This window comes from Streptomyces sp. NPDC048623 (assembly GCF_040650755.1).
Taxonomy (GTDB): domain Bacteria; phylum Actinomycetota; class Actinomycetes; order Streptomycetales; family Streptomycetaceae; genus Streptomyces.
In genome coordinates, this window is record NZ_JBEZHV010000001.1 from 432302 (window position 1) to 451832 (window position 19531).

Genomic DNA, 19531 nt, shown 5'->3' on the forward strand with positions numbered 1-19531 from the left:
GACCGAGGGGCGGACGTGAGGCAACCGACCGTCGTCGCGGCGAATTCTGCGGCGGACCACTTCGAGACGCACGTCGCGGCGGACCACTTCGAGGCGCACCTCGCGGCGGACTACTTCGAGGCGTACTCCGTCGTCGGACTGCTCGCCGTGCTCGGCGTGCTGTTCGTCGCGATCGCCTTCGGCGCGGGGCGGCTGCTCCGCCCGGTCGTCCCGACCCCCGAGAAGCTCCTCACCTACGAGTGCGGTGTCGACCCGGTGGGGGAGGGGTGGGCCCACACGCAGGTCCGCTACTACGTGTACGCCTTCCTCTACGTGATCTTCGCCGTCGACTCGATCTTCCTCTTCCCGTGGGCCACGGTGTTCGCCGCGCCCGGCTACGGGGCGACGACGCTCGTCGAGATGTTCGTCTTCCTCGGCTTCCTGGCCGTGGGCCTGCTCTACGCGTACAAGAAGGGCGTCCTGGCATGGCTGTGACCCCCCTGCCCGACCCCCTGCCCGGCGCTCTGCCCGCCCCCAGGCTCGGCCCGCTGGCCCGCCTGGCGCCGGAGCCGATGAAGGTGGTCCTGAACTGGGGCCGCCGCTACAGCCTGTGGGTCTTCAACTTCGGCCTCGCGTGCTGTGCGATCGAGTTCATCGCGGCGTCGATGGCGCGCCATGACTTCATCCGCCTCGGCGTGATCCCCTTCGCGCCGGGCCCGCGGCAGGCAGACTTGATGATCGTCTCCGGCACGGTGACGGACAAGATGGCGCCGGCGGTGAAGCGGCTGTACGAGCAGATGCCCGAGCCGAAGTACGTCATCTCGTTCGGCGCCTGCTCGAACTGCGGCGGCCCGTACTGGGACTCGTACTCCGTCACCAAGGGGGTGGACCAGATCATCCCGGTGGACGTGTACGTGCCGGGCTGCCCGCCGCGGCCGGAGGCGCTGCTGCAGGGCATCCTCAAGCTTCAGGAGAAGATCGCGCGGGAGAGCCTGGGCGAGCGGTACGGGGCGGGGGCGGCGGCGCCGTCCGTCTCCCAGCTCACGAGCCCGCTGGTCACGCCGCCGGTCACCCCGACCGCGCCGGGAGGCGACCCGGCATGAGCGAGAACTTCGCGGACAGCTACATGAGTCTCCCGGATTCCGTCACGGAGCTCTTCGGCGAGGAGGCGACGGCGGAACGGGCGTACGACCTGCTGACGGTCGACGTGCCGACGGCCTCGTGGATCGCGGCGCTCGAGATCGCCCGGGACAAGCTGGGCCTCACTTACTTCGACTGGCTGAGCGCGGTGGACGAGCCGGGCGTGGGCTTCCGGGTGTGCGCGCACGTGGCGTCGGTGGGCCGGGGCGGCGTGCGCCGCCTGCTGCTCCGTACGACGGTCCCGCACGCCTCCCCGTCCCTCCCCTCCGCCGTGGCCGTCTACGCGGGCGCGGCGTGGCACGAGCGGGAGACGTACGAGATGTTCGGCGTCACCTTCACCGACCACCCGCACCTGGTCCACCTCCTCCTCCCCGACACCTTCGAGGGCCACCCCCTCCGCAAGGACTTCGTCCTCGCCGCCCGCGTCGCCAAGGCCTGGCCCGGCGCCAAGGAACCCGGCGAGTCCCACGACCCCAACGCCCCCAAGCGCCGCCAGATGCTCCCCCCGGGCGTCCCCGACCCCAACGACTGGGGCCCCCTCAAGGGCCGGCTCCCCGCCGCCCCCGCCCGCCCGGCCCGGCGCACCCGCACGGCGGGCGAGCCGGACGCGGGCGCCGGTGACCGCCCGGTGCGGCGTGCGCGCACGGCGGGAGAGAGCGCCCCGGACGCGGCCGCCCCGGCGGAGCCGGCGGCGGGCCCGCGCCGCAGCCGCTCCGCGAGCGGCGGCTCCGCCAGCCAGCGTGCGGAGGATCTGGGTGTCGGCGTACCCGGCGCGACCGGGACGCCGGAAACCCCGGCTGCGCCGGGGCCCGGCCCGCGTCGTAACCGCAGCGCGAGCGCGGGTTCGGCAAGCCAGCGCGCGGAGGCCCCGGAGGCCGGGGCGCCGGTGGCGCCTGCTCAGGGCGGCGCCGAGCCCAGCTCGGCAGCACCGGCCCCGGCGGGTCCGCGCCGCAGCCGCTCCGCGAGCGGCGGCTCCGCCAGCCAGCGCGCGGAGGGCCCGGATGCTGTTGCATCCGGTGCATCCGGTGCATCCGGTGCATCCGGTGCATCCGGTGCATCCGGTGCATCCGGTGCATCCGGTGCATCCGGCACGCCGGAGACGCCGGCTGCGCCGGAGGCGCCTGCTCAGGGCGGCGCCGAGCCGGGCTCGGCAGCACCGGCTCCGGCCGGTCCGCGGCCCGCGGCCACTCCGCGTACCCGCAGCTCGGACGCCCCGTGGCATCACGCACGTCCGGCCTTCGGCGAAGGCGAAGGGGAGGCGTCGGCCCCGGCGCCCGCCGCGCCCGCGCAGGGCGAACCCGCTCCAGAGGCCCCGCCTGCCGAAGGCGCGCCGCAGGGCACGCCCGCCGAGCCGCCCGCCGAGGGCGGCGAGGGCGGCGAGCCCACCCCCGAGACACCGCCCGCACAGGGCGAGCCCGCCCCCGACGCCCCGCCCGCGCCGGGCGACGGCGAGCCCACTACCCCCGCCGGAGGCGATCCCGCGTGAACGACGTAGTCGACGTCGCCCTCCGGCTGGTCGTCGTGTTCCTCTGCTTCCTCGTCCTGCCGCTCGTCGTCGGGCAGACCGAGCACAAGGTCATGGCGCACATGCAGGGCCGGCTCGGGCCCATGTACGCCGGTGGGTTCCACGGGTGGGCGCAGCTGGTCGCGGACGGGGTGAAGTTCGCGCAGAAGGAGGACGTCGTACCGAGCGACGCCGACCGGCGGGTGTTCCAGCTCGCGCCGGCCGTCGCCCTGCTCCCGTACCTGCTCGTCCTCGTCGCCATCCCCATCGGCCCCAGCGAGGGCGCCGTCGGGCAGGTGGTCGACGCCGGGATCTTCTTCGTGCTCGCCGTGATGGGCGTGGGGGTGCTCGGGAGTCTGATGGCCGGCTGGGCGTCGGCCAACAAGTTCTCGCTGCTCGGGGCGCTGCGTACCGCCGCACAGCTGCTCGCGTACGAGCTGCCGATGCTGCTCGCCGCCGCGTCCGTCGCGATGGCGGCGGGGACGCTCTCGCTGCCCGGCATCCTCGACGCCTTCGAGTGGTGGTGGGTGCCCTGGCAGATCGTCGGCGCGCTCGTGTTCTTCACCGCCGGGCTCGCCGAACTCCAGCGCCCGCCGTTCGACATGCCGATCGCCGACTCGGAGATCATCTTCGGCGCGTACACCGAGTACACCGGACTGCGCTTCGCGCTGTTCCTGCTCGCCGAGTACGCCGGCATCGTCGTGCTCTGCGGCCTCACCACCGTCCTCTTCCTCGGCGGCTGGCACGGGCCCGGCGGCGCCGACGGCCTCGGCTGGGTGTGGACCCTGCTGAAGACCGCCGTCCTGGCCTTCGTCGTGATCTGGCTGCGGGTCTCGTACCCCCGCCTGCGCGAGGACCAGCTGCAGAAGCTGGCCTGGACGACCCTCGTACCGCTCGCTCTCGCGCAGATCGCGCTCACCGGCATCGTGAAGGTGGCGATCAGCTGATGTCCCCGATCCCCGGCTCCGGCCTCGCCAAGGGCCTCGCCGTCACGCTCCGCACGATGACCCGCAGGTCCGTCACCGCGCAGTACCCGGACGCGCAGCCCGAACTGCCGCCCCGCACCCGCGGGGTCATCGGGCTGTTCGAGGAGAACTGCACGGTGTGCATGCTGTGCGCCCGTGAGTGCCCCGACTGGTGCATCTACATCGACTCCCACAAGGAGACGGTGCCGGCCGCCGCCCCCGGCGGCCGCGAGCGCAGCCGGAACGTCCTCGACCGCTTCGCCATCGACTTCTCGCTCTGCATGTACTGCGGGATCTGCATCGAGGTGTGCCCCTTCGACGCGCTGTTCTGGTCGCCCGAGTTCGAGTACGCCGAGACCGACATCCACGAGCTGACGCACGAACGCGACAAGCTCCGTGAGTGGATGTGGACGGTGCCGGAACCGCCCGCGCTCGACCCGCGCGCGGAGGAGCCGAAGGAGATCGCCGCCGCGCGCAAGGCCGCCGAGAAGGCCGCCGCCCAGGCAGCCACCGAGGCCCAGCAGGCACAGCAGGCCCAGCAGCAGGAGGGCCCGCAGTGATCCTCGCCGCCCAGAGCAGCCACGCCTTCCTCTCGCCCACCGGCGTCGAGATCGCCTTCCTCCTCGTCGGCCTCGTCACCCTCGGCGCCGCCGCCGTGTCCGTCACCACCCGGCAGCTCGTGCACGCCGCGCTGTGGCTGGTCGTCGCGCTCGGCGGGCTCGCCGTCGAGTACCTCCTGCTCACCGCCGAGTTCATCGCCTGGGTGCAGGTGCTGATCTACGTCGGCTCCGTCGTCGTCCTCCTCCTCTTCGGGCTCATGCTCACCAGGGCCCCCATCGGCCGCTCCCCGGACGCCGACTCCCGCAACCGGCCCGTGGCCCTCGCCGTGGCCGTCGCCGCCGCGGCGGCCCTGGTGTGGGTGGTCGTCGACGCCTTCCGCACCACCTGGGTCGATCTCGAAGGACCGGCCCTCGGCTCCACCCAGGTGACCGGCGAGATCCTCTTCCAGCACTGGGTGCTGCCCTTCGAGGCGCTGTCCGTCCTGCTGCTCGCCGCCCTCGTCGGCGCCATCGTCCTGTCCCGCAAGAAGCAGGAAGGGGAGCGGGACTGATGCACCTCGCCTACCCGGCCGTCCTCGCCGCGCTCCTCTTCTGCGTCGGCGTGTACGGCGTCCTCGCCCGCCGCAACGCGATCCTGGTCCTGATGTCCGTCGAGCTCATGCTCAACGCCGTCAACCTCAACCTGGTCGCCTTCGACGTCTGGCTCCGCGACACCCTGCACGCGGGCCAGGCGCTCACCCTCTTCACCATCGCCATCGCCGCCGCGGAGATCGGCATCGGTCTCGCGATCGTCCTGATGGTCTACCGCAACCGCGGCACCTCGGACGTCGACCGCCTCCGCGACACCAAGGAGACAGCGCCCCAGGTGCAGCAACCCGCCGGCGAACCGTCCGCCGACGAGAAGGCCGAGGCCACCGCGTGACCACCACGACCCTCGCCGTCCTCGTCCCCCTCCTGCCCTTCCTCGGCTCCGCCGCCGGCCTCCTCCTCGGCCGCGCCGCACCCGGCTTCACCCGCCCGCTCGCCGTGCTGCCCACCCTCGCCGCGGCCGTGCTCGCCGCTGTCGTGGCCGGGCGTCAGGGCGGCGGGAAGGCGATCGACGCCGCCACCCAGCTCACCCCGACCGGCTCGGTCCCCATCGACCTCGCCCTGCACATCGACGGCTTCGCCGCCCTCGTCGCGATCCTCGTCGGCGTGGTCGCCACCTGCGTGCAGATCTACTCGACCGGCTATCTGCGCCACGACCCGCGCTACCCCTCGTACGCCGCGCTCGTCTCCCTCTTCACCTCCGCGATGCTGCTCGTCGTCTACTCCGGCGACCTGATGGTGCTCCTGGTCGGCTGGGAGATCATGGGCATCTGCTCGTACTTCCTCGTCGGGCACTACTGGGAGACCCCCGAGGCCCGCTCGGCCTCCCTGAAGGCCTTCCTCGTCACCAAGCTCGGCGACGTGCCGTTCCTCATCGGCCTGTTCGCGCTCGCCGCCGACGCCGGCACCTTCCGGATCACCGGGGTGCTCGGTGCCGTCGCCTCCGGCGGCCTCGACCACCCCACCCTGGTCGCGCTGCTGCTGCTCGCGGGCGTCGCCGGCAAGTCCGCGCAGTTCCCGCTGCACACCTGGCTGCCCGACGCGATGGCCGGCCCCACCCCCGTCTCCGCGCTCATCCACGCGGCGACCATGGTGGCCGCCGGCATCTACTTCGTGGCCCGGCTCCTGCCCGTCTTCGCCGCCTCCGCCGCCGCCCTGACCGTGCTCGCCGTCATGGCCGCGCTGACCATGGTCGGCTCGGCGCTCGCCGCGCTCGCCCAGGACGACATCAAGCGGGTGCTCGCCTACTCGACGATCGGCCAGCTCGGCTACATGTCGGGCGCACTCGCCGTCGGCGACCGCGGTGCGGCCGTCTTCCACCTCCTGTCCCACGGCGCCTTCAAGGCGCTGCTGTTCCTCGCCGCGGGCGCGGTCATCCACGCCGCCGGTACGAACTCGCTCACCGCCATGTCCCGGATGAGCGGCCTCGCGAAGCGCATCCCGGACGCCTACTGGACGATGAGCGTCGGTCTGCTCGCGCTCGCCGCGATCCCGCCCTTCGCCGGCTTCTTCTCCAAGGAAGCCGTCCTCGTCGCCGCCGAGCACACCGCCACCGGCGAACGCACCGTCGCCCCCGCCGGAGCCGGCTGGATCGTGCTCGTCGCCGGACTCCTGACCGCACTGCTCACCGCCGCGTACGCGATGCGGCTGTGGCTGCTCGCCTTCCGCGGCCGGGGCGCCGACGCCCCCGACCACGGCCGGCAGCCGGTCGCCATGACCACCGTCCTGTGGGTGCTCGCGATCCCCTCCCTCGGCTTCGGACTGACCGCCGCCTACCTCGACGACTGGTTCGACGGACACCCGCTGACCCCGACGCTCACGACGGCCGTCCTCGGCACCGGCCTCGCGGTCGTCGGCGGCGCGCTCACGTACGCGATCCGGCGCACCCTCGCCGCCAAGGCCGCCCCAGCCACGGTCCCGAACGGCGCCCCGAACGGCACCGCGTACGGCGCCCCGCACGTCGCCCACCCCGACGCCGAGGCCGGCCAGGTCGAGGCGGAGGCCCTGGACCTGCCGCACCCCGCGGCCGACCCCGCCGACCCCGGCCGCGCGCTGCTCGGCCCGCTGCACCCGCACGCCGCCGCCGGCTTCCACCTCGACGCCGTCTACCGGACGCTGTTCGTCCGGCCCGTGCTCGCCGGTGCTTCCCTGGTCCGCTTCCTCGACCGCGAGGTCGTCGACACCTACGTGAGCGGCGCGGGCAGCTCGGTCAAGGGCCTCGGCTGGCTCGTCCGCCGCGCCCAGACCGGCAACGTGCAGACCTACCTCAGCGCGCTGCTCGCCGGCTCCGTCGTCCTGGCGATCGTCGCCGTCGTCCTCGCCAACGTCGCCGCCGGAGCGTGAGCCGTGATCGATATCAGCGAATCCGTGATGCAGTTCCTTCTCGCGTTGATCGTCGCCGGCCCGCTCCTCGGCGCCGCGGCAGCTCTCCTGCCCGCCCCGCCCGGGCTGAAGGGGACGTCACCCGACCAGGCCGTGCTCCGCCACGGCGTGACCGTCACCGGCGTGATCCTGCTCGCCGCGATCGTGCTCGCGCTCGGCTTCGACCACGACCACCCCTCGACGATGCAGGCCAGCACCGACATCACGTGGATCACGGCACTCGACGTGCACATCCACCTCGGTGTCGACGGCATCTCCCTCCCCCTTCTGGTCCTGACCGCGCTGCTGACCTTCCTCTGCGCGCTCTACAGCTACTTCAAGCCCCCCGCGGGCCCCGCCCCCAAGGCCTTCGTCGCCCTGCTCCTCGTCCTCGAGTCCGGCACCCTCGCGACCTTCGCCGTCCTCGACCTCGTCCTGTTCTTCCTGGCCTTCGAGACCGTCCTCATCCCGATGTACTTCCTCATCGCCCGCTGGGGCGGCGAGGGCAGGCGCGCCGCCGCCTGGAAGTTCATCCTCTACACGCTGCTCGGCTCGGTCGTGATGCTGCTCGGCCTGCTCCTCATCGGCGTGAAGGCGGGCACGTTCGACATGGTGGCACTGGCCACTGACAACGGCCGTGGACTGACCACATCCGTGCAGGTCATCGCCGTTCTGGCGATCGGCCTCGGGCTCGCCGTGAAGACCCCGATGTGGCCGCTGCACAGCTGGCTCCCGGACGCCCACACCGCCGCCCCGACCGTCGGCTCGGTGCTCCTGGCCGGTGTGCTCCTGAAGATGGGCACATACGGGTTCGTCCGCATCGTCCTGCCGATCGCCCCCGACGGCATGCGCACCTTCGCCCCGTACCTCGCCGCCTTCGCCGTCGCCGGGATCGTCTACGGATCACTCGCCTGCCTCGCCCTCGCGAAGCCCGGCGCCAAGGGCGACCTCAAGCGGCTCATCGCGTACTCCTCGGTCGGCCACATGGGCTTCGTCCTCCTCGGCATCGCCACCATGACCCCCACCGGCGTCAACGGCGCGCTCTTCGCCAACATCGCCCACGGCCTCATCACCGGCCTGCTCTTCTTCCTGGTCGGCGCCCTCAAGGACCGCTACGGCACCGCCGACCTCGACACCCTCGCCGGGGCCACCGGCGCCGCCCTCTACGGCCGCGCCCCCCGCCTCGGCGCCCTGCTCGCCTTCGCCGCCGTCGCCTCCCTCGGCCTGCCCGGCCTCGCCGGGTTCTGGGGCGAGATGCTCGCCCTGTTCGGCGCCTTCGACCCGGCCGCCGGGCTCAGCCGCCCCGCCTTCCTCACCTTCATGGCGATCGGCGCCTTCGGCACCCTGCTCACCGCCGCCTATCTCCTCGTCGTGGTCCGCCGGGTGTGCATGGGCGGCCCCCGCCCGGCCGGCGAGACCGCGATCGCCGACGTCCAGGGCTACGAGTTCGCCGCCTGGACCCCGCTCGTCGCCCTCACCGTCCTCGCCGGACTGTGGCCCGCCGTCCTCCTCGGCCTCACCGACCCGGCCGTCCAGCAGCTCCTCGCGGGAGGCAAGCAGTGAAGCCAGTGCAGCTCGCCCAGGGCGCCGACCTCGCCCAGGGCGCCGACCTCGTCCAGGGCGCCGACCTCGTCCAGTCCGTCGACTGGCTCGCCATCGCGCCACCCGCCCTCACCGCCCTCGTCGCGCTCGTCATCCTCGTCGCCGACCTGTTCGTCCCCGAGGCACGCAAGCGGCTCCTCGGCTGGACCGCGATCGGCGGCCTGGCCGCCGCGCTCGCCCTGCTCGCCCCGCTGCGCGCCGGCGACCGCTCGACCTTCTGCCTCACCGCCGCCACCCAGCTGCGCGCGTGCAGCTACACCGCCGACACCTTCACCCTGGTCATCCAGTTCCTGGTGCTCGCGGGCGCGCTCGTCACCGCGCTGCTCTCGCTCGACGACACGGACGGCACCCGCCGCAAGCTGCCCGCGGGCGAGTACTGGTTCCTGCTGCTGTCCTCCGCCGCCGGCGCCGCCCTGCTGCCCGCCTCCCGCGACCTGGCCACCCTCGTCGTCGCCCTCGAAGTGGCCTCGCTGCCCGCCTTCGCGCTCGTCGGCCTCCGGCGCGGCGACAAGATGTCCGGCGAGGCGGCGCTGAAGTTCTTCCTGTCGTCCGTCACCGCCACCGCCGTGACCCTGCTCGGCGTCAGCTTCGTCTACGCGGCCACCGGCACCCTCCACCTCACCGAGGTCGCCCAGCGCCTCGGCGACGTGCCCGGCCCGCTGCAGACCCTCGCCCGGACCGGCGTCGTGCTCACCCTCGTCGGCTTCGCCTTCAAGACCGCGGCCGTCCCGTTCCACTTCTGGGTGCCCGACACCTATGTCGGAGCCCCGCTGCCCGTGGCGGCGTACCTCTCCGTGGTCGGCAAGGCCGTCGGCTTCTCCGGCATCATCCTGGTGACCGTCGTCGCCTTCCCCTCGTACGCCGACGTCTGGGGCCCGGCGCTCGCCGTGCTCGCCGCGCTCACCATGAGCGCCGGCAACGTCGCCGCCCTGCGGCAGGTCTCCACGCGCGCGTGGAGCGCGGTCCGGCTGCTCGCCTGGTCGTCCGTCGCCCAGGCCGGCTACCTCCTGGTGCCGATCGCCGCCGCCGCGTACTCCGGCGACGACCAGATCGGCTCGACCGTCGCGTACGCCCTGATGTACGCCGCGGTGAACCTCGGCGCCTTCGCGGTCGTCGCGCTGGTCGCCCGTACGCACCCCGAGGCCCGGATCTCCGACTTCCGCGGGCTGTACGCGACGAGCCCGGCGGCCGCCCTCGCCATGGCCTTCTTCCTCCTGAACCTGGCCGGACTGCCCCCGGGTATCATCGGCCTCTTCGCGAAGGTGACCGTCTTCTCGGCGGCCATCGACGCGGGCCTCGGCTGGCTCGCGGTGATCATGGGCGTGAACGTCGTGATCGGCCTCGCCTACTACCTGCGGTGGACGGCGCTGCTGTTCCGCCGTCCCGAGGGCGCGGCCGCACCGGCCGGACCCGTGGTGTCGCTGCGGACGACGGCGCCGGCCACCCTGGCCGTCGCGCTGACCGCCGTCGCGGGCGTGGTCCTCTCGGGCTGGCCGCAGTTCGCGCTCCGCTACGCGTCGAACAGCCTGTTCTGACCCCCCCACAATTCAAACCCTCACAAGGAGCGGAACCACCGTGCTGAACGGTTTCAAGGACTTCATTCTTCGCGGGAACGTCGTCTCGATGGCCATCGGTCTGGCCGTCGGATCGGCGTTCACGGCCGTCGTCACCGGCTTCAGCAAGGCGTTCATCACCCCGCTCATCGGTCTCGCGACCGGCTCGGTCGGCGACTTCAGCGAGGCGCAGTTCACCGTCGGCAAGACCGTCTTCCCGTACGGTCTGGCGATCGCCGCGGCCATCGCGTTCGTGATCACCGCCGCCGTCCTCTACTTCCTGTTCGTCCTCCCCATGGCGAAGTTCCAGGCCAAGTTCGCCAAGGAGGAGGCGGCCGACCCGAAGTCGGCGAAGCGCGACTGCCCCCGCTGCTTCACCGAGATCCCGGCCATCGCCACCCGCTGCGGCCACTGCACCAGCGAGGTCGAGCCGCTCGACGACGCCCTGGCCAAGGCGGGCCTGACGAAGACCCCCGTGCCCGCCCAGCGCTAGCGCCCCCTCACCCGTACGGCCCACGCGCACCCCCCGCGACCTGGGGAACCGGAGCTTCCCGCCTGGCGTTGACCTGGTGGGGAGGGTCCACTGGACGGTGGACTCCCACAGAGCAAAGGGTTCCCCTGCCGCACCACTTGGAGGGCGTACCGTGCACCGCCGGCACAACGGGCTGAGGACCGCCGTACTCCTCGGAGGGCTCTCGGCCCTCATCATCGTCATCGGCAGCTTCTTCGGGCGTACGGGCCTGATCGTCGCGGTCCTCGTGGCGCTCGGCACCAACGCGTACGCGTACTGGAACAGCGACAAGCTGGCCCTGCGCGCCATGCGCGCCCGGCCCGTGAGCGAGTTTGAGGCCCCGGCCCTCTACCGGATGGTCCGCGAGCTCTCCACCCAGGCCCGCCAGCCGATGCCACGGCTCTACATCTCGCCCACCCAGGCGCCGAACGCCTTCGCCACCGGCCGCAACCCGCGCAACGCGGCCGTGTGCTGCACCGAGGGCATCCTGGCCATCCTCGACGAGCGCGAGCTGCGCGGAGTCATCGGCCACGAGCTGAGCCACGTCTACAACCGGGACATCCTGATCTCCTCGGTGGCCGGCGCCCTCGCCTCCGTGATCATGTTCCTGGTGAACTTCGCCTGGCTGATCCCGGTCGGGCGCTCCGACGACGACCGCGGCCCCGGACTGCTCGGCATGCTCCTCGTCATGATCCTGGGACCCATCGCCGCGTCGGTCATCCAGCTGGCCATCTCCCGCTCCCGCGAGTACGAGGCGGACGCCTCCGGCGCCCAGCTCACCGGCGACCCGCTCGCCCTCGCGAGCGCCCTGCGCAAGCTGGAGGCGGGCACCAGGCGGCTCCCGCTGCCGCCGGAGCCCAGGATCGAGACCGCCAGTCACATGATGATCGCGAACCCCTTCCGTCCGGGACAGGGGCTGTCGAAAATGTTCTCCACCCACCCGCCGATGGCGGAGCGCATCGCCCGGCTCGAGCAGATGGCAGGTCGTCGCCCGTGAAGACAGTTCTCAACATCATCTGGCTGGTGCTCAGCGGCTTCTGGCTGTTCCTCGGCTATCTCGCCGCCGGACTGCTGCTCTGCATCACGATCATCGGCATCCCCTTCGGGATCGCCTCGTTCCGCATCGCCCTCTACGCCCTGTGGCCCTTCGGCCGCACGGTCGTCGACCGCCGCGACGCGGGCGCGCCGTCCTGCATCGGCAACGTGCTGTGGCTGATCCTCGCCGGCTGGTGGCTGGCCCTCGGCCACGTCGTCACCGGCGTCGCGCAGTGCCTCACGATCATCGGCATCCCGCTGGGCATCGCCAACTTCAAGATGATCCCGCTGTCGCTGCTCCCGCTCGGCAAGGAGATCGTCCCCACGGACCAGCCGTACGCCTCCTGGTAGTGCGAAGGAGGCTCCAGACCGGAGCCTCAGGCCCCGAGCCTCAGGCCCCGAGCCTCAGGCCCCGAGCCTCAGGCCCCGAGCATCAGGTCCGCGGGGGTTCGGGGCGTCCCCGCCTGACCGCGTGGGCCACCACGCCGACCGCGAGGACCCCGAGCCCGGCGAGCACGGAGGCCGGCGGCAGCGAGAACGCGAGCGCCGCGCAGCCCGCGAGGCCGATCAGGGCCAGGGGGCGGTGGCGGGGGCCCAGGGTCCAGGCGGAGGCGTTGGCGATCGCGTAGTAGACGAGGACCCCGAAGGACGAGAAGCCGATCGCGCCCCGCACGTCCACCGTCGCCGCCACCACGGCGACCAGGGCGCCCACCGCGAGCTCCGCGTGGTGCGGCACCTGGAAGCGGGGGTGGACGGCGGCCAGGGTGGCCGGAAGATGTCCGTCCCTGGCCATGGCGAGGGTGGTACGGGACACCCCGAGGATCAGCGAGAGCAGCGAGCCGAGCGCGGCGACGGCCGCGCCCACGGTGACCACGGGAACCAGCCAGTCGGCGTGCGCCGCGCGTACCGCGTCCGAGATCGGGGCGGGGGAGGCGGCCAGCCCGTCCGGCCCGAGGACGGCGAGCACGGCGACGGCGACGGCCGCGTAGATGACCAGGGTGATGCCGAGGGCGATCGGCACGGCCCGCGGAATGGTCCGCTCCGGGTCGCGGACCTCCTCGCCGAGCGTCGTGATCCGCGCGTACCCGGCGAAGGCGAAGAAGAGCAGCCCGGCCGCCTGGAGCACACCGCCGGCCGGCACGTCCCCGGAGAGCGCGAGCCGCCCGGCCTCCCCGGCCCCGGCGACGCTCACCACGGCGGCCGCCAGGACGGCGATCACGACCGCCACGATGATCCGGGTGAGCAGCGCGGACTTCTGCACACCGCGGTAGTTGACGGCGGTCAGCAGGACGACCGAGGCCACCGCGACCGCGTGCGCCTGCTCCGGCCACACGTACGCGCCGACGGTGAGCGCCATCGCCGCGCACGAGGCGGTCTTGCCGACGACGAACGCCCAGCCCGCCAGATAACCCCAGAACGCGCCGAGCCGCTCCCGCCCGTAGACGTAGGTGCCGCCGGAAGCCGGGTAGCGGGCGGCGAGCCGGGCCGAGGCCATGGCGTTGCAGTAGGCGACGACCGCGGCCACACCGAGCGCCGGGAGCAGGCCGGGGCCCGCCGCTCGGGCCGCGGGCCCGAGCGCCGCGAAGATCCCGGCGCCGACCATCGAGCCCAGCCCGATGACGACGGCGTCGAACACCCCGAGGGTGCGGCGCAGTTCCTGTGTCATGCCCCGCACATTAGGGGGTCCGGCAACCGCCCGGGGCCACCGGGCGTCCTCCAGGACATGAACATCCTCAGCTGGATAGTCCTCGGACTGCTCGCCGGCGTCATCGCCAAGGTCCTGCTGCCGGGCCGCGACCCGGGCGGCCTGATCGGCACGACGGTCATCGGCGTCGTCGGCGCGTTCCTCGGCGGCTGGCTGTCGGCCCGCTTCCTGGACCGCCCGATCACCCAGGACTTCTACGACGGCGCCACCTGGCTCTCGGCGATCGGCGGCTCTCTGGTGCTGCTGATCGCGTACCGGATTCTTTTCGGCCACTCGCGCGAACGCTAAAGGCCCGTCTCCCTGAGGGTGATGTTCAGCCGCCCCCTGAGTCCCAGCCCGGGGGCGGCGGTCCCGGCGTACACCTTCGGCACCCCGTGGTACGCGAAACGCGACGGCCCGCCGAAGACGAACAGGTCCCCGGACGCCAACTCCACATCCGTATAGGGCCGTCCACGGTCCTCGGTGTTCCCGAGCCGGAAGACGCACGTGTCGCCGAGGCTCAGCGACACGACGGGAGCGGGCGACCGCTCCTCACGGTCCTGGTGCATGCCCATCCGGGCGCCGTCGCCATAGAAGTTGACGAGCGCGGTGTCCGGCTGGAAACCGCCGTGCTCCCCGAAGGCATCCACGAGCGCCTCGCGCCCGATCTCGCCCATCCATTCCGGCAGTTCGACGAGGTTCTCTTCGCTCCCCAGGTAGCGGTACGGCACCCAGCGCCGCCCCAGACACAGCGAGCGCACCGACATCACCCCGCCGCCCGGCAGCACGGTGTGCTCGTACGAGACCGGCCCGCGCCCGAACTCCCGGCAGGCGGCCACCAGTTCCCGCTGCCGCTCGAACGACAGCCACCCCGGCACGTGCACCGCCCCGGGCGCCAGCTCGCTCCGCTCGCGCGGGAAAAGACCCTCAGCCACCGCTCTCCCGACCCAGGGCCCCTTCGAGCGCGAGCAGCCGCTCCTTGCGGTCGAGCCCGGCCGCGTAGCCCCGCAGGCTCCCGTCGGCCCCGATCACCCGGTGACAGGGCCGCACCACGAGCAGCGGATTGCGCCCGATGGCGGTGCCCACGGCCCGTACCCCGGCCCCCGGGGAACCGACGCGCCGCGCGATCTCCCCGTACGAGACGGTCGTCCCGTACGGGATCTCCTCCAGGGCCCGCCAGACCTTCCGCTGGAACTCGGTCCCGGCCTCCTCGAAGACCAGGTCGAAACCGTCCCGCCGCCCGGCGAAGTACGCGTCGAGCTGCCCCAGGACGCCCTCGAACGCCCCGTCCGCGCGCACCCAGCCGTCCTGGACCTCCACGGCCCCCTTCTGCCCCTCCAGGGACAGCGACCGCAACACGACCCGTCCCCCGCCGGCGACCCGCCCCACCAGGAGCATCGCGCCGAGGGGTCCGTCGGTCCGGGTGTAGAGAGTGCTCGTCATACGTTCCAGTGTGCGCGCCGGCCCGGGGGAGGGGCTGGCGGTTTTCGGACGCGGCCCTCGACCGTCCCGGTCTGCCTACCGGTAGTTCACGAACTGCAGCGCGAAGTCGAAGTCCTTGCCCTTGAGCAGCGCGATGATGGCCTGCAGGTCGTCCCGGCTCTTCGAGCTGACCCGCAGCTCGTCGCCCTGCACCTGCGCCTTGACGCCCTTGGGGCCCTCGTCGCGGATGACCTTGGCGACCTTCTTCGCGTTCTCCTGGGAGATGCCCTCCTGGATGGACGCGAAGAGCTTGTACTCCTTGCCGGACAGCTGCGGCTCGCCCTCGACGTCCAGCGACTTCAGCGAGATGCCCCGCTTGATCAGCTTGGACTGGAAGATGTCGAGGATCGCCTTGACCCGCTCCTCGCCGTTCGCCTGCATCAGGATCTTCTCGCCCGACCACGAGATCGTGGCGTTGGTGCCCTTGAAGTCGTAGCGCTGCGTGATTTCCTTCGCGGCCTGGTTGAGGGCGTTGTCGACCTCCTGCCGCTCGACCTTGGAGACGATGTCGAAACTGGAGTCGGCCATGAGGTGAGGCTCCTTGCTCGGATGCGTTCGGTACACCGCAAAGCGTAGCCACCCGGGCCGCCGCCAACCCGTGATCAATCAGGTGGCGAAGCACCCCTGGGGATCAGGTATTGTTTTCCTCGTTGCCAGGGAGCGCGGCCGAGAAGCGGCTCCGGGGCAGCGATCCCATGGCGGTGTGCCCGAGTGGCCAATGGGAGCGGACTGTAAATCCGTCGGCTTAGCCTACCCAGGTTCGAATCCTGGCGCCGCCACGCGATGCAGAAGGTCCCCGGTGTTCGCACCGGGGACCTTCTCGCATGTACGGGAGCCTTTCTGAGGATCAGTTGCCCGCGATGTCCTTCACCGCGACCGACAGCGGGATGCTGCCCGAGACCAGTTCGAGGGTCAGGCCGGCGGTGGCCGGGGTGTCGAGGAGTTCGGCGAGGGTGGCGGCCACGTCGTCGCGGGGGACGGGGCCGCGGCCCGTGCGGGCCTCCAGGCGGACCAGGCCCGTGCCCGCGTCGTCGGTGAGCATGCCGGGGCGCAGGATGGTCCAGTCGAGGGCGGGGCGGGCGCGGATCGCGTCGTCGGCGGCGCCCTTGGCGCGGAGGTAGGCGTCGAAGACCGCGTCGCCGGGGTGGGAGGCGTCGGCGCCCATCGAGGAGACCATGACGTAGCGGCGTACGCCCGCGCGTTCCGCCGCGTCCGCGAGCAGGACGGCCGCCGCGCGGTCCACGGTGTCCTTGCGGGCCGCGTTGCTGCCCGGGCCCGCGCCGGCCGCGAAGACGGCCGCGTCGGCGCCCTCCAGGGCCGCCGCGACGTCCTCGACCGAGGCGGACTCCAGGTCCAGGACGACGGCCTCGGCGCCGGCCGCCCGCAGGTCCGCGGCCTGTTCGGGGCGGCGGACGATCCCCACCGGTTCGTGTCCGCCCGCGGCGAGCAGCCGCTCAAGACGCAGGGCGATCTGGCCGTGTCCTCCGGCGATGACTACGCGCATACTCACGACCGTACGGCCCCCGGCCCGCCCGGGCCTCCCGAGTCGGGCCGTTCCGGACGCTCCGGCCGTACCTGCCGCGGCAGGTCGAGGGCGGCCGCCGAGTCGCAGTACTCGCGCACCGCGCTCGTCCGCGCCACCACCCGCCCGCGGTGCACCACGATCCGGCTGTACGCGAGCGAGAGCACGCCCGTCAGACGCTCGCCCCGCACCGCGAGCAGCTCCGCCGGGAAGCCCGCCTCGACCCGTACCTCCGGGAGACCGAGCGCCGCACGCGCGTCCGCGCTCACCGCCGCGTACGCCTCGGGGGCGGGCAGGCCGCCGAGCGAGGCGAGCAGGAAGGCGGCCTCCAGGGGGTCCCCGCGTCCTACCGGGTTCGACACGTCCCGCAGCGCGCCGCCGCCCGCGGCGACCCGCACCCCGGCGGCCTTCAGGAGCCGTACCGGCGCCGTCCCGCGCCGTTCGGTCGCCCCGCAGCCGCCCTGCGGCAGACAGACCACGGTCACCCCGGCCGCCGCCAGCTGGTCGGCCGCCCGGCGGGCCTGGTCGGCGGGGAGGCGGGCCAGACCCGCGCACGGGCCGATGGCCACGCCGGGGCGCAGCCCGCCGGCCATCGCGGCGAGGCGTGCGAGGCGCGCGGGGTCGTCGCCGTCGGTGTGCAGGTCCACCGGGCAGCCGTGCTCGGCCGCCACCTCCAGGACCGCCTCCACGTACCCCGTCGGGTCCGGGTCGAGATCCGGACAGCCCCCGACCACCCCCGCGCCCATCTTCACCGCGTCCCGCAGCATCACGAGCCCGTCCGCGCCCGCGATCCCGGTGAGCAGCCGCGGCATCGCCACCGGGGTCAGCTCGGCGAGCCCGCGCAGCGAACGCCGGGCCTGCAGCGCCGCCTCCAGCGGCCCCAGACCGTGCACGTCGCCGATCCGCACGTGCGCGCGTAGTGCCGTCGCCCCGTGCCCGAGCTGGAGCAGGGCGGCCTCGGTGGCCCGGCGCTGGACGTCGTCGGTGGCGTACGAGACGGGGCCGGGGGATCCGGGGCCGGCCGCCGAGTCGGCGGTGAGCGCCGTGTCGAGGTGCGCGTGCGGCTCGGCGGGCGCGGGCAGCAGCAGATAGCCGGACAGGTCGACCCGCGCGCCGACGGCGGTCAGGCTGCCCGCCGTGCCCACGGCCTCGATCCGGCCGCCGCCGAGCCGCACGTCGATGGTGCGCCCGTCGGTGAGCCGCGCGTTCGCGAGCAGCAGCGACACGCTGTCGGCGGCGGTGGCCGCGCCCCGGTCGTCGGGCTGCGGCGGCGGGGGCTGCTTGCTGTCGGCGGACAATCGGGCTCCTCGGGGTCCAGACACACGGCTCGCCGGGATCAAGCTCTCGCCAGGATCAAGATCACGCAGCGCGGGCCCGAGCCTAGGGGCGGCCGCGGCCGCCTTCGAGGAGGAGCGCAATAGTCGTACCGATGACTGCACGTGTGGCGTACGGGGCGGGCGGGGCGGTGGGCGGGAAGCCGCAGCGCAGGCGCCGTGCGCGGGGCACGGGAAGGGTGCGCGAAACGGATTTGGGGGATGGGCCGCAGACCGTGTAATGTCTTCCTCGCTCGCCCCAATAGCTCAGTCGGTAGAGCGTCTCCATGGTAAGGAGAAGGTCTACGGTTCGATTCCGTATTGGGGCTCTGGTGAGAGGGGTCCCGCCTTCGGGCGGGGTCCGGATCATCAAAGCGGTGTAGCTCAGTCGGTAGAGCAAGCGGCTCATAATCGCTGTGTCACCGGTTCAAGTCCGGTCACCGCTACACACGGTAGCCGATTGTGGGGTCGGTCCTGCGATCGGCTACTCTGCTATGCGTTCATCCATCCATCCGTCCGTCAAGGAGCACTCACGTGGCTGCCACCGACGTCCGCCCGAAGATCACGCTGGCCTGCGTGGAGTGCAAGGAGCGGAACTACATCACCAAGAAGAACCGGCGTAACAACCCGGACCGTCTTGAGATGAAGAAGCACTGCCCTCGCTGCAACTCGCACACCGCGCACCGCGAGACGCGCTAATCAGGCTCGAACACGAGGCCGTCCCCACCAGGGGGCGGCCTCGTGTCGTTTATCGCAACAGATCTATCGCAACAGATCCAGCAGGAGGTATCGAGGCCATGGCGCTCGACCAGTCCTTCGTGGGCCGGACCTATCCGCCCACCGCGCCGTACGAGGTCGGCCGCGAGAAGATCCGCGAGTTCGCCGAGGCGATCGGGGACGCCAACCCCGCGTACACCGACCCGGAGGCCGCCAAGGCCCTCGGGCACCCGGACGTCGTCGCCCCGCCGACCTTCCCCTTCGCGATCACCTTCAAGGCCGCGGGCCAGGTCATCGAGGACCCGCAGCTGGGCCTGGACTACAGCCGCGTGGTGCACGGCGACCAGAAGTTCGTCTACACCCGGCCGGTGCGCGCCGGTGACCGCCTCACGGTGACCACCACCATCGAGGCGGTCAAGTCCCTCGCCGGCAACGACATCATGGACATCCGCGGCGAGGTCCACGACGAGAGCGGCGAGCACGTCGTGACCGCCTGGATCAAGCTCGTGTCCCGCGCCCCCGAGGAGGCCTGACCGTGACCGCGAAGATCGCCTACGACGAGGTCGAGGTCGGCACCGAGCTGCCCGCCCAGACCTTCCCCGTGACCCGCGCCACGCTGGTGCAGTACGCCGGTGCCTCCGGTGACTTCAACCCGATCCACTGGAACGAGAAGTTCGCCAAGGAGGTCGGCCTCCCCGACGTCATCGCCCACGGCATGTTCACCATGGCCGAGGCGATCCGCGTCGTGACCGACTGGGCCGGCGACCCGGCCGCCGTCGTCGAGTACGGCGTCCGCTTCACCAAGCCGGTCGTCGTCCCCAACGACGACCAGGGCGCCGTGATCGAGGTCACGGCGAAGGTGGCCGCGAAGCTGGACGACGGCCGGGTGCGCGTCGACCTCACCGCGACCTCCGCCGGGCAGAAGGTGCTCGGCATGAGCCGGGCCGTGGTCCGGCTCGCCTGACCCGGATACGAAGGAGCCCTCGGTGCCTGCGCGCCGGGGGCTTCTGCTTTT

Annotated in this window: 23 protein-coding genes and 3 tRNA genes; 20 read left to right on the forward strand and 6 right to left on the reverse strand. The window is 72.5% G+C overall.

Translation table 11 applies throughout. The features are described from left to right. Positions 1-15 precede the first annotated feature (15 nt). The 13 genes from AB0C73_RS02160 to AB0C73_RS02220 all read left to right on the forward strand — a co-directional run bounded on the left by AB0C73_RS02160 (position 16) and on the right by AB0C73_RS02220 (position 12149). Positions 16-474 (forward strand): NADH-quinone oxidoreductase subunit A, encoded by a 459-nt coding sequence (locus AB0C73_RS02160; RefSeq protein WP_362523553.1) that lies wholly within the window; start codon positions 16-18, stop codon positions 472-474. Further along, the gene (locus tag AB0C73_RS02165; RefSeq protein ID WP_362523555.1) at positions 465-1082 is read left to right on the forward strand and encodes an NADH-quinone oxidoreductase subunit B family protein; all 618 of its coding nucleotides are present in this window, start codon (positions 465-467) and stop codon (positions 1080-1082) included. The genes AB0C73_RS02160 and AB0C73_RS02165 overlap by 10 nt, the downstream gene beginning before the upstream one ends. Continuing rightward, positions 1079-2605, forward strand: coding sequence for an NADH-quinone oxidoreductase subunit C (locus tag AB0C73_RS02170; RefSeq protein WP_362523557.1), 1527 nt, complete (start codon positions 1079-1081; stop codon positions 2603-2605). The genes AB0C73_RS02165 and AB0C73_RS02170 overlap by 4 nt, the downstream gene beginning before the upstream one ends. Further along, entirely contained in the window at positions 2602-3570 is a 969-nt protein-coding gene (locus AB0C73_RS02175) for a complex I subunit 1 family protein (protein WP_362523559.1), read from the forward strand. The genes AB0C73_RS02170 and AB0C73_RS02175 overlap by 4 nt, the downstream gene beginning before the upstream one ends. Next, positions 3570-4148 carry an NADH-quinone oxidoreductase subunit I gene (locus AB0C73_RS02180; protein ID WP_362523561.1) on the forward strand — a complete coding sequence of 193 codons (579 nt, stop codon included), beginning with the start codon at positions 3570-3572 and terminating at the stop codon, positions 4146-4148. Before AB0C73_RS02175 ends, AB0C73_RS02180 begins: the two co-directional genes overlap by 1 nt. Then, a complete protein-coding gene (locus AB0C73_RS02185) occupies positions 4145-4699 on the forward strand; it encodes an NADH-quinone oxidoreductase subunit J (protein ID WP_362523563.1) in 555 nt (184 codons plus the stop codon). The genes AB0C73_RS02180 and AB0C73_RS02185 overlap by 4 nt, the downstream gene beginning before the upstream one ends. After that, a complete protein-coding gene (gene nuoK / locus AB0C73_RS02190; protein ID WP_362523565.1) occupies positions 4699-5070 on the forward strand; it encodes an NADH-quinone oxidoreductase subunit NuoK in 372 nt (123 codons plus the stop codon). Before AB0C73_RS02185 ends, nuoK begins: the two co-directional genes overlap by 1 nt. Then, complete coding sequence (locus AB0C73_RS02195; RefSeq protein WP_362523567.1) at positions 5067-7079, forward strand: NADH-quinone oxidoreductase subunit L; 2013 nt, start codon at positions 5067-5069, stop codon at positions 7077-7079. Before nuoK ends, AB0C73_RS02195 begins: the two co-directional genes overlap by 4 nt. 27 nt (positions 7080-7106) lie before the next feature. Then, the gene (locus tag AB0C73_RS02200) at positions 7107-8660 is read left to right on the forward strand and encodes an NADH-quinone oxidoreductase subunit M (protein WP_362523873.1); all 1554 of its coding nucleotides are present in this window, start codon (positions 7107-7109) and stop codon (positions 8658-8660) included. Between the two features lie 5 nt (positions 8661-8665). Then, complete coding sequence (locus tag AB0C73_RS02205; RefSeq protein WP_362523875.1) at positions 8666-10234, forward strand: NADH-quinone oxidoreductase subunit N; 1569 nt, start codon at positions 8666-8668, stop codon at positions 10232-10234. A 40-nt stretch (positions 10235-10274) separates the two neighbouring features. Continuing rightward, positions 10275-10745 carry a large conductance mechanosensitive channel protein MscL gene (mscL, locus tag AB0C73_RS02210; RefSeq protein WP_362523569.1) on the forward strand — a complete coding sequence of 157 codons (471 nt, stop codon included), beginning with the start codon at positions 10275-10277 and terminating at the stop codon, positions 10743-10745. A gap of 151 nt (positions 10746-10896) precedes the next feature. Next, positions 10897-11760, forward strand: a complete 864-nt coding sequence (gene htpX, locus AB0C73_RS02215; protein ID WP_362523571.1) for a zinc metalloprotease HtpX — start codon at positions 10897-10899, stop codon at positions 11758-11760. After that, complete coding sequence (locus AB0C73_RS02220; RefSeq protein ID WP_362523573.1) at positions 11757-12149, forward strand: YccF domain-containing protein; 393 nt, start codon at positions 11757-11759, stop codon at positions 12147-12149. Before htpX ends, AB0C73_RS02220 begins: the two co-directional genes overlap by 4 nt. Positions 12150-12231: 82 nt before the next feature. Here AB0C73_RS02220 and AB0C73_RS02225 read toward each other — a convergent pair whose 3' ends face one another. After that, complete coding sequence (locus AB0C73_RS02225; RefSeq protein ID WP_362523575.1) at positions 12232-13464, reverse strand: amino acid permease; 1233 nt, start codon at positions 13462-13464, stop codon at positions 12232-12234. A gap of 57 nt (positions 13465-13521) precedes the next feature. Between AB0C73_RS02225 and AB0C73_RS02230 the strand changes: the two genes are divergently transcribed. Next, positions 13522-13791, forward strand: a complete 270-nt coding sequence (locus AB0C73_RS02230; RefSeq protein WP_362523577.1) for a GlsB/YeaQ/YmgE family stress response membrane protein — start codon at positions 13522-13524, stop codon at positions 13789-13791. Here the strand turns inward: AB0C73_RS02230 and AB0C73_RS02235 are convergent. The 3 genes from AB0C73_RS02235 to AB0C73_RS02245 form a co-directional block, all read right to left on the reverse strand. Continuing rightward, positions 13788-14417 (reverse strand): alpha-ketoglutarate-dependent dioxygenase AlkB, encoded by a 630-nt coding sequence (locus tag AB0C73_RS02235; protein WP_362523579.1) that lies wholly within the window; start codon positions 14415-14417, stop codon positions 13788-13790. The genes AB0C73_RS02230 and AB0C73_RS02235 overlap by 4 nt on opposite strands. Beyond that, complete coding sequence (locus AB0C73_RS02240) at positions 14410-14925, reverse strand: methylated-DNA--[protein]-cysteine S-methyltransferase (RefSeq protein ID WP_362523581.1); 516 nt, start codon at positions 14923-14925, stop codon at positions 14410-14412. The genes AB0C73_RS02235 and AB0C73_RS02240 overlap by 8 nt, the downstream gene beginning before the upstream one ends. Before the next feature lie 75 nt (positions 14926-15000). Beyond that, positions 15001-15492, reverse strand: a complete 492-nt coding sequence (locus AB0C73_RS02245) for a YajQ family cyclic di-GMP-binding protein (RefSeq protein ID WP_362523583.1) — start codon at positions 15490-15492, stop codon at positions 15001-15003. Positions 15493-15661: 169 nt separating this feature from the next. Here AB0C73_RS02245 and AB0C73_RS02250 point away from each other — a divergent pair. Then, positions 15662-15743: transfer RNA gene (locus AB0C73_RS02250), tRNA-Tyr, on the forward strand. A 68-nt stretch (positions 15744-15811) separates the two neighbouring features. Here AB0C73_RS02250 and AB0C73_RS02255 read toward each other — a convergent pair. Together AB0C73_RS02255 and AB0C73_RS02260 are read right to left on the reverse strand one after the other, a co-directional pair. After that, positions 15812-16468, reverse strand: a complete 657-nt coding sequence (locus tag AB0C73_RS02255; RefSeq protein ID WP_362523585.1) for an SDR family oxidoreductase — start codon at positions 16466-16468, stop codon at positions 15812-15814. Between the two features lie 2 nt (positions 16469-16470). Next, positions 16471-17784, reverse strand: a complete 1314-nt coding sequence (locus tag AB0C73_RS02260; protein WP_362523587.1) for an amidohydrolase family protein — start codon at positions 17782-17784, stop codon at positions 16471-16473. A 271-nt stretch (positions 17785-18055) separates the two neighbouring features. Between AB0C73_RS02260 and AB0C73_RS02265 the strand changes: the two genes are divergently transcribed. The 5 genes from AB0C73_RS02265 (at position 18056) to AB0C73_RS02285 (ending at position 19480) form a co-directional block, all read left to right on the forward strand. After that, positions 18056-18128 (forward strand) — tRNA-Thr (locus tag AB0C73_RS02265). 44 nt (positions 18129-18172) lie between these two features. Further along, a tRNA-Met gene (locus tag AB0C73_RS02270) sits at positions 18173-18245 on the forward strand. 88 nt (positions 18246-18333) lie between these two features. After that, the gene (gene rpmG, locus AB0C73_RS02275) at positions 18334-18498 is read left to right on the forward strand and encodes a 50S ribosomal protein L33 (protein WP_003956487.1); all 165 of its coding nucleotides are present in this window, start codon (positions 18334-18336) and stop codon (positions 18496-18498) included. Between the two features lie 98 nt (positions 18499-18596). Next, on the forward strand, positions 18597-19049 hold the full coding sequence (locus AB0C73_RS02280) for a MaoC family dehydratase N-terminal domain-containing protein (RefSeq protein WP_362523589.1): 453 nt from the start codon (positions 18597-18599) through the stop codon (positions 19047-19049). A 2-nt stretch (positions 19050-19051) separates the two neighbouring features. Continuing rightward, complete coding sequence (locus AB0C73_RS02285) at positions 19052-19480, forward strand: MaoC family dehydratase (protein ID WP_362523591.1); 429 nt, start codon at positions 19052-19054, stop codon at positions 19478-19480. Positions 19481-19531: the final 51 nt, after the last annotated feature.

Excerpts from the sequence above, each read along its gene's own strand:
- AB0C73_RS02165 (WP_362523555.1), top strand. The coding sequence starts at position 465 with ATGGCTGTGACCCCCCTGCCCGACCCCCTGCCCGGCGCTCTGCCCGCC.
- AB0C73_RS02170 (WP_362523557.1), top strand. The coding sequence starts at position 1,079 with ATGAGCGAGAACTTCGCGGACAGCTACATGAGTCTCCCGGATTCCGTC.
- AB0C73_RS02180 (WP_362523561.1), top strand. The coding sequence starts at position 3,570 with ATGTCCCCGATCCCCGGCTCCGGCCTCGCCAAGGGCCTCGCCGTCACG.
- nuoK (WP_362523565.1), top strand. The coding sequence starts at position 4,699 with ATGCACCTCGCCTACCCGGCCGTCCTCGCCGCGCTCCTCTTCTGCGTC.
- AB0C73_RS02200 (WP_362523873.1), top strand. The coding sequence starts at position 7,107 with ATGCAGTTCCTTCTCGCGTTGATCGTCGCCGGCCCGCTCCTCGGCGCC.
- AB0C73_RS02225 (WP_362523575.1), bottom strand. The coding sequence starts at position 13,464 with ATGACACAGGAACTGCGCCGCACCCTCGGGGTGTTCGACGCCGTCGTC.
- AB0C73_RS02230 (WP_362523577.1), top strand. The coding sequence starts at position 13,522 with ATGAACATCCTCAGCTGGATAGTCCTCGGACTGCTCGCCGGCGTCATC.
- AB0C73_RS02240 (WP_362523581.1), bottom strand. The coding sequence starts at position 14,925 with ATGACGAGCACTCTCTACACCCGGACCGACGGACCCCTCGGCGCGATG.
- AB0C73_RS02245 (WP_362523583.1), bottom strand. The coding sequence starts at position 15,492 with ATGGCCGACTCCAGTTTCGACATCGTCTCCAAGGTCGAGCGGCAGGAG.
- AB0C73_RS02255 (WP_362523585.1), bottom strand. The coding sequence starts at position 16,468 with ATGCGCGTAGTCATCGCCGGAGGACACGGCCAGATCGCCCTGCGTCTT.
- AB0C73_RS02280 (WP_362523589.1), top strand. The coding sequence starts at position 18,597 with ATGGCGCTCGACCAGTCCTTCGTGGGCCGGACCTATCCGCCCACCGCG.